Origin of the sequence: Streptomyces capoamus (genome assembly GCF_014654935.1) — a bacterium.
GTDB classification, from domain to species: Bacteria; Actinomycetota; Actinomycetes; order Streptomycetales; family Streptomycetaceae; genus Streptomyces; species Streptomyces capoamus.
In genome coordinates, this window is the sequence record NZ_BNBF01000015.1 from 87674 (window position 1) to 93241 (window position 5568).

Consider the following 5568-nt stretch of genomic DNA (forward strand, 5'->3'; position numbering starts at 1 on the left):
TGGCCGTAGCGCAGGGTCGTCCACACCGGCTCGCACCACACGGCCGCCGCCGCGACCCACCAGACGGTCTCCCCGCGCGCGTGGCCGACGAGTTTCAGCGACAGCCGCACGAACACCGCCAGCAGCGCCAGGTTCCCGGCCGTCGCCAGCGCGCGCAGGAGCGCGGTGTCCAGCAGCGGCAGCGGGGTGAACAGCAGGGCGGCGAACGGCGGGTAGGTGGTGGGCAGCCGCGCGGCCGTCGCGCGCAACGCGTACAGGTCGCCGCCGGCACGCACGGCGGCTCCCTCGGCCCGGTAGACCATCAGGTCGACCATCGAGACGTGCGCGGCCCGCTGAGCGGCCCAGAAGGCCGCGAACGACAGCAGGCACACCCCCGGGGCGACCGGCAGCCGGCGGCACACGGCGGGGAACACGATCATGGGCACAAAAGGTGACATTAGCGCTCTGATCGGTGCAAGGGGGAAACCGATTTGGTGCTGCACCACGGGCCCTGTAATGTTTACGTCGTCGCCGGGGGAACCCGGGGAAGACAACAAGGGGCTATAGCTCAGTTGGTAGAGCGCCTGCATGGCATGCAGGAGGTCAGGAGTTCAATTCTCCTTAGCTCCACAGTGATCGAAGGCGGACCATCCCACGGATGGTCCGCCTTCGGCGTGTTGCGGAACACGGCACGCCTCCTCGGCGTGTGCACACGCGCGCGTGCACGACGGCGGGCCACCCGGACCGGGTGACCCGCCGTCGTCGCTCCGCGCGCTCAGCGGCCCAGGGCTCGCCGGCCGCGACCCTGGGAGAGGACCGGCAGGTTGCGCGACGGTGCCTGCCCGCGCGTGTCCTCCTCGAGGCGCAGAGCGAGCGCCGGGCAGCGGCGCACCGCGCGCAGCGCCTTCGCCTCCGCGTACCGCGGCACCTGCGCCTGGGCCACGGTGGGGAAGCCGTCGGCGCCGAGCTCGAACACCTCCGGCAGGATGTCCGCGCACAGTCCGTGGCCCCGGCACAGGGTCCAGTCGACGTAGATCTTCTGGCGGCTGCCGCCGTTCTCCTCGGGCTCCGCGCCGCCCGCGACGCCCGTGGGCGCCCTGCCTCCCTCGAAGAGCGGCAGAACACCCTCCACGGGCCGTCCGCAGCCGTTGCCGAGGACGTGCGCGGCCAGGTCGTCGGTGAACGCCTTGATGGTCGACTCCAGGAACATCGCCGAGCCGTCGGGGTGCGAACACGCCCCGCGCCGCTTCACGTTCTTCGCGACCTGCTTCAGCGCCTCCAGGGCGGCCGGTCCGCCGCCGTTCAGGATGTCCTCCAGGCCGCGCGCGGCGGCGGGCAGGCCGAGGTAGCAGGGTCCGCACTGGCCGGCGCTCTCCTCGGCCAGCCACTGCGCGACCCGCAGCGACTCGCCCAGCGGGCACGTCTCCTGGCTGATCGGCAGGATCGCGCCCGCACCCAGCGAACCGCCCACGGCATCCAGTGAGTTGCGGGAGACGACCGCCTCGTTGACGGTCGCCGCGTCGATCCACTTGCCGTGGTAGCCGCCGGTCAGCACGCCCTGCGGCACCGGCGGGGCGCCCGCCAGCTGCAGCACGTAGCGCAGCGGCACGCCCGTGGGGACCTCGATCACCATCGGGCGGGCGACCGCGCCGGACACGGTGAGCATGACGGTGCCCGGCTCGTCGTACAGGCCGGTGTTGCCGTAGCGCTCGGGGCCGATGCGGGCGGCGATGGCCAGCTGCGCGAACGTCTCCGCGTTCGACAGCAGCGTGGGCGCGCCGCCGACGCCGCTCTGCGAGGCACTGATCTTGCGGCCCGGCGGGACCGCCGGGCCGCCGTCGACGGAACGGATCAGCGAGGCGGCGGCGCCGGTGACCATCCGCACCGGGTTGCGCTGCACCCACGCGCGCAGCGCCGATCTACGGCTGTTGCTCAGACCTCGCTCGGCGAGCGCGGCCTCCATGGAGCGCTGGGTGGACTCCCGGGTGACGCCGATGACGAGGGTCCGCGCGCCGAGCGCCTCGGCGCACAGGAGCGCGCCGTCCAGGATGAGGTGCGGGGCACGGTTGATCAGCACCGTGTCCTTGCGGCAGGCCGGTTCGTCCTCACTGCCGTTGACCACGACGACCGGACGCACCCCGCGCTTGATCGCCGACTCGGCGACCGAGCGCAGCTTCTTGTGGAAGGGGAAGCCGGCGCCGCCGCGGCCCCTGAGGTTGATGCGTTCGGCGAGCTGGGCGAGCTGCTCGCCGCCCAGCGGGTCGAGCGGCCCGTGCACCTTCAGGTGCATGGGCAGATCGAGCCGCTCCACAAGGTCGAAGCCCGACGTGAGCTGGGGAAGTCCGACCACGCGGACTTCGGGGACGTCGGGCAGGGCCTCGTTCACTTAAAGCCTCCGGAAGGCGTGTTCCAAGGTTCGCCCGAACCCGGTGTCTCGTAGGACGAACCGGGCAGCGTTTCGGTGGCGGGACCGCTGTTGTACGTGTCACTCGGGTTGTACGTGCCGTACAGGCCGTTTGTCTCACCGGTGTCGTACACGTCACTTCCGCCGTATCCGGCGGCGCCCGGATTGCCATAGACCGGGATGGTGTATCCGGTGTCCTGCAGCGGGTCGTACGCGGACGGAGGGGCCTCGCCGACCGGGGGCGGGGACGGGATCGGCCAGCTGCCCGAGGTGCTGGAGGGCCCGTCCACGCGCGGGATGGCCTCGGTGGCCAGGAGGTCCGTCGGGAGGTTCATGCGTGTGGTCTGGTCGGCCGGGTAGGGCGCCTGTGGGCGGCCCGGCGTGGAGACCGCGCGGTAGGCCGCCGCGAAGCCGGCGGCGGACTCGGCGGCCGGGGCGGCCGGGGTCTGGTACAGCGGGGCGCCGCGCGTGTCCGCCGGGGCCTGCCTGGGCTCGCGCCGGCTCTCGAAGCCGGTCGGCGCCGACTCGGCCATCCGCGAGCGGCTCGCGTCCAGGTCGTCCAGCCCGGGCCGCTCCGAGCTGCCGAACAGGGCCACCAGGCGGTCGGCGACCTTGCGCTTGACCTGGCGGGGCGCGGCGCGCAGCGCGAGGGCGCCCATCACGCCGAGCAGGGACAGGCTGTAGAGGATCACGAAGACCGGCTTGGCCGCGCGACCCGCGTAGAGTCCGTGGAGGAGCGCGGCGCACCAGGCCGGATAGGCCAGCATGTGCATGGCCCGCCAGCGGGCGGCGACCGGGGCCGGGGTGGCGAAGTTGCTGCGCAGGGCGCCGGTGATGCCGACGAAGATCATCAGCAGGCCCGCCAGCGAGCCGAGGCCGATCAGGCCGCCGATGCCGGAGACGCCGAGCGAGAACGGAATGATCGCGCCGATCAGCTCCGTGTGACCGAGCGCGATCTTGGTGGTGATGTGCAGCAGCAGGAACGCGATCGAGCCGACCGCGGTCGTCCGGTGCACCGCCTGGCCGATGATCCGCTGCCGCGTGTTGAGGAAGATCCGGTCCTGGGCGAACAGGCCCCAGATCACCGAGCAGCTGAGCGAGACGAGGGACAGTACGCCCGCGCCGAAGTTGAGGAAGTCGCGGAACTGGCTGCCTCCGACCAGCACGGCCACGGGTATGAGCAGCAGGACGACAGCGGACGCCACCCCGTAGGCCGAGCGGCCGGGCTTGGGGAGCGAGCTGGTACTACGACGAGGGTTCATGGGGGCAACTCCGAGCAGTTTCGGGAAAGCGGTCCCGCTGCCGCACTCTAAGTGGAGCCATACCGATCAGTACGGGGTTTGAGTTATTGCGTTGTTATCAACGGACAATGCGACGGGGGTGGTGTCCCATAGGGGACGGTACGCGAAGTAATTGCTGACCTTTGTTCGGTTCCGGGTGGGCTTCGTGACATGTCCATCAGGGATACGCAAGCGCGTCGCCGCTTGCTCAAGGGCTGCGGTACCCTAGCGCCATGCGTGCCGTACGCCTTCTGCTTAGCGGGCCGCGCTGATCAGTACCGACCCCGGTCCAGCCGTGAGGTCGGCATCGGCGCGGCGTCCCCTCCTGTGCGAGGGGCTTTTTCGTTTCTCGGGACACCGCAGCCGCAGGCAGAGACGATCGATGGAGCTTTGAGGATCATGAGCGAGACGAACCCCGCTGCCACCGCCGCCGCGTCGGCGGAGGCCGCGCCGCACCGCTACACGGCCGCCATGGCTGCCGAGATCGAGGCACGCTGGCAGGACTTCTGGGACGCCGACGGCACCTACGCGGCGCCCAACCCGACGGGTGACCTGGCGGGCGACCCCGAGCTGGTCGCCAGGCCCAAGAAGTTCATCATGGACATGTTCCCGTACCCCTCGGGCGCGGGCCTGCACGTCGGCCACCCGCTGGGCTACATCGCCACCGACGTCTACGCCCGCTTCCAGCGCATGACCGGGCACAACGTCCTGCACACCCTGGGCTTCGACGCCTTCGGCCTGCCCGCCGAGCAGTACGCAGTGCAGACCGGCACGCACCCGCGCGTGTCCACCGAGGCCAACATCGAGAACATGAAGTCCCAGCTGCGCCGGCTGGGCCTGGGCCACGACAGGCGCCGGTCGTTCGCCACGATCGACCCGGAGTACTACAAGTGGACCCAGTGGATCTTCCTGCAGATCTTCGACTCCTGGTACGACGAGGAGGCGCGCAAGGCCCGCCCGATCTCCGAGCTGATCGCCCAGTTCGAGTCCGGTGAGCGCGCGGTTCCGGGCTCCACGCGCGCGTGGAGCGAGCTGAGCGCCGCCGAGCGCGCCGACGTCCTGGGCGGGTACCGCCTGGCCTACGCCTCCGAAGCGCCCGTCAACTGGTGTCCGGGCCTGGGCACCGTGCTGGCCAACGAGGAGGTCACCGCCGACGGCCGCTCCGAGCGCGGCAACTTCCCGGTCTTCAAGGCCAAGCTGCGCCAGTGGAACATGCGCATCACCGCCTACGCGGACCGGCTGCTGGAGGACCTGGAGGAGCTGGACTGGCCGGAGGCCATCAAGCTGCAGCAGCGCAACTGGATCGGCCGCAGCGAGGGCGCCCGCGTCGACTTCCCGATCGACGGCGAGCGCATCACGGTCTTCACCACCCGCCCCGACACCCTGTTCGGCGCCACCTACATGGTGCTGGCGCCCGAGCACCCGCTGGTCGACAAGTTCACCCCCGAGGCGTGGCCCGAGGGCACGCACCAGGTGTGGACCGGCGGCCACGCCACCCCGGCCGAGGCCGTCGCCGCCTACCGGGCGCAGGCCGCCTCGAAGTCCGACGTCGAGCGGCAGGCCGAGGCCAAGGACAAGACCGGCGTCTTCACCGGCGCCTTCGCGACCAACCCGGTCAACGGCGAGCGGATCCCGGTCTTCATCGCCGACTACGTGCTGATGGGCTACGGCACCGGCGCGATCATGGCCGTCCCGGGTCACGACTCCCGCGACTTCGCCTTCGCGCGCGCCTTCGAGCTGCCGATCCGCTGCGTGGTCGAGCCGACCGACGGCCGCGGCACCGACCCGTCCGCCTGGGACGACGCCTTCGTCTCCTACGACGCGAAGATCGTCAACTCGGACAGCGACGACGTGCAGCTGAACGGTCTGGGCGTGACCGAGGCCAAGGCGCGCATCACCGAGTGG

Annotated in this window: 4 protein-coding genes and 1 tRNA gene; 2 read left to right on the forward strand and 3 right to left on the reverse strand. The window is 71.1% G+C overall.

The window, feature by feature from the left end:
• Positions 1-419: glycosyltransferase 87 family protein (locus IE312_RS41400; protein WP_229900312.1), on the reverse strand; the 419-nt coding region annotated here is incomplete at its 3' end.
• 117 nt (positions 420-536) lie between these two features.
• Here IE312_RS41400 and IE312_RS23040 point away from each other — a divergent pair.
• A tRNA-Ala gene (locus IE312_RS23040) sits at positions 537-609 on the forward strand.
• A 145-nt stretch (positions 610-754) separates the two neighbouring features.
• On the opposite strand, the gene IE312_RS23045 is transcribed toward IE312_RS23040, so the two are convergent.
• Together IE312_RS23045 and IE312_RS23050 are read right to left on the reverse strand one after the other, a co-directional pair.
• Positions 755-2365 carry an NADH-quinone oxidoreductase subunit NuoF family protein gene (locus IE312_RS23045; protein ID WP_189984243.1) on the reverse strand — a complete coding sequence of 537 codons (1611 nt, stop codon included), beginning with the start codon at positions 2363-2365 and terminating at the stop codon, positions 755-757.
• Positions 2362-3645 carry a ferric reductase-like transmembrane domain-containing protein gene (locus IE312_RS23050; protein WP_189984244.1) on the reverse strand — a complete coding sequence of 428 codons (1284 nt, stop codon included), beginning with the start codon at positions 3643-3645 and terminating at the stop codon, positions 2362-2364. The genes IE312_RS23045 and IE312_RS23050 overlap by 4 nt, the downstream gene beginning before the upstream one ends.
• A gap of 417 nt (positions 3646-4062) precedes the next feature.
• Between IE312_RS23050 and IE312_RS41405 the strand changes: the two genes are divergently transcribed.
• Positions 4063-5568 (forward strand): class I tRNA ligase family protein (locus tag IE312_RS41405; protein WP_229900313.1); only part of this gene is annotated, 1506 nt, incomplete at its 3' end.

Coding starts and splice junctions, on each gene's coding strand:
- IE312_RS23050 (WP_189984244.1), bottom strand. CDS start 3,645: ATGAACCCTCGTCGTAGTACCAGCTCGCTCCCCAAGCCCGGCCGCTCG.